The 2,510-nt window shown below is 32.7% G+C and carries 2 protein-coding genes; both read left to right on the top strand.

Features of this window, described 5'->3' with window-relative positions:
- Nucleotides 1–161: 161 nt before the first annotated feature.
- Complete coding sequence (locus AA81_RS09285; RefSeq protein WP_103898875.1) at nucleotides 162–1,577, top strand: MFS transporter; 1,416 nt, start codon at nucleotides 162–164, stop codon at nucleotides 1,575–1,577.
- 79 nt (nucleotides 1,578–1,656) lie between these two features.
- Nucleotides 1,657–2,510, top strand: an 854-nt coding sequence (locus AA81_RS09280) for a class I tRNA ligase family protein (RefSeq protein WP_146050374.1), incomplete at its 3' end; no start/stop codon positions are given.

Here is a 2,510-nt window from a genome sequence, read left to right as displayed (position 1 = left end):
AATTTAAAAACGATTCAAGGAGAATTTTATTCAAGAACAAAAATAACAATTATTAAATTAGAAAGTAAACTTTATTTTTCATTGGTGAATTATAATATATTTTCAAACGACTACACTTCAAAAACAAAATAATAAATATAATAGCAAGGAGAAAAATAAATATGGCAAAATATGAAAAAACAAGGGTTCTCTCTATCTTCGAGGCAGGCTCATACAACGCGTTTTTTATCGGTACACAAGGTTTTATTTTCACAACTCTTGCTATATATTTCAACGCATCTCCTCTTTTTATATCAGTTATGACCTCTTTTCCTATTATAGCACAGATGTTTCAGATTTTTTCTTCACGAATAAACCAGATTATTGGTTCAAGAAAGAAAAGCTTGGTAATAAACGCGTTTATATCGAGAACTTTATTTGTTTTATTGCCAATTTTTATATTCTTTGATGTGAGATCCGAGTATATTATATTAATTATTATCCTTTTATTTTCTTTTTTCGGAACATTTGTAGGCAACACTTGGACGGTTTTGATTAAAGGGGTTGTTCCCTTTGAACAAAGAGGTAAATATTTCGGAATTCGTAATATATTCTCTTCCATAACTGGTATAATAATGCTGTATCTTTATTCTATATTTTTAGAATTTCCAAATTTTAAAACAGGGTTATTACTGGTTACAGGCTTTATGGCATTTTTTTCAGTTCTGTCAGCTTTTTTGTTGATGAAACATGAGTTTCCCGAAGAAAGTGAAAAAATTTCCACCTTTAATCTAAACATTTTTGTACCTTTTAAAGATAGAAACTTTAAAAACTTCCTACTTTTTATGTTTGTTTGGAGTTTTGCCATAGAATTTGCAAGGCCTTACTTTTCCTATTATGAAGTAGCGATTTTGAATATAAATTATCAATTTCTTGGAAATATGGGAATAATAACAAGCGTTATCTCTATTTTTTTATATCTATTTTTTGGAGTAGTGGCAGACAGGTTTGGCAGCAAAAACGTTCTAAGTTTGGGGATTTTATTGTCAACTTTCAGCCCTTTGATGTACTTTTTAATGAATGCAACGAATTATAGGAGTATCGAATTATTAAATGCTATATTTTCCGCCTTTGCTTGGTCGGCAATAAATTTAGCTATTTTCAATCTACTTTTAGAAATATCCAAAGAGCCATCCGAAAATTATATCGCGGCCAACTCCTTCATCGCCGGGATTGCGGCTATTTTTGGGTCGTTGAGTGGGGGTCTCTTAGCAAATCATCTAAAAAATATAGAGATTCATTTTATGGGGGACCCCTATCATGGGATTCAATTGATTTTTATCATTGGATTCATATTAAGGATCATATCTGTTATTCTATTAACTGAAGTTGAGGCAATGGAAAAGCCCATTAGATATAAAGGAATATTCTCACCCGAAGCAGCTTTGTTTAAAAGAAGAGAAATCAATTTTCCTTTTGATTTATTCAGAAGGAACAGAAGGAAAATCAAAAAAAGTGAACTTCCCCCTTCCGTTGATGTAGAAAACGAAGAGAAAAATCAAGTAGTTACAAATGACAATAAAGAAGATAAGGAATAAATTCAATCTTTGATTTAATAAAGCAGAGAGTGTAAAATTAGATTGACACCATTCATCAAAAATTTAGGAGGTCGCATTAATGGATATTGGAAAAAGATATATGCCACACGAACTTGAAAATAGATGGTATAAGATTTGGGAAGAATCCCATTCCTTTGAGCCAAGACAAGGAAACGATAAGTTCAGTATAGTAATTCCGCCTCCAAATATAACTGGCAAAATACATATTGGTCATGCTTTAAATATCGTTCTTCAGGATATCTCCGTAAGATATAATAGAATGAAAGGGAAAGAAACAGTTTGGATACCCGGAGAAGATCATGCAGGCATAGCAACACAACATGTTGTTGAAAAATATCTTTTAAAAGAAGAAGGTAAAAGAAGAGAAGATTATACTAGAGAAGAATTTTTAAAAATTACTTGGGATTGGGCAAACAAATATCGTAATCACATACGTGAACAGATAAAAGCATTGGCAGCCTCTGTCGATTGGAGCAGAGAAAGATTCACTTTAGATGAAGGGCTCAACCAAGCGGTAAGAAAGGTCTTCGTTTCCTTGTACAATGAAGGTTTAATATACAAAGGAAAATATATAGTAAATTGGTGCCCTTCCTGTGGAACCGTCCTGGCAGACGATGAGGTTGAGCACAGCGAAGAAAAAGGCAAACTTTGGTATATAAAATATCCTCTTGAAAATACTCAAAATTATGTAACTGTAGCAACCACTAGACCTGAAACTATGTTAGGAGATACAGCTCTCGCTGTTAATCCTTCAGATGAAAGGTATAAAAATTTAGTTGGAAAAATCGCTATTTTGCCAATTGTCGGAAGGAAATTGAAAATTATAGCGGATCCTTACGTAGACCCAAACTTTGGTACAGGTGTCGTCAAGGTTACACCTGCCCATGATCCCAATGATTACCAAATTGGTTT

The sequence above is a fragment of the Petrotoga halophila DSM 16923 genome, from assembly GCF_002924615.1.
Note: the sequence above shows the minus strand (reverse complement) of the source record. Positions and strands in the feature narration are given on the sequence as shown.

Bases quoted from the DNA above. Each gene is read 5' to 3' on its own strand.
- AA81_RS09285 (WP_103898875.1), top strand. From the start codon at position 162: ATGGCAAAATATGAAAAAACAAGGGTTCTCTCTATCTTCGAGGCAGGC.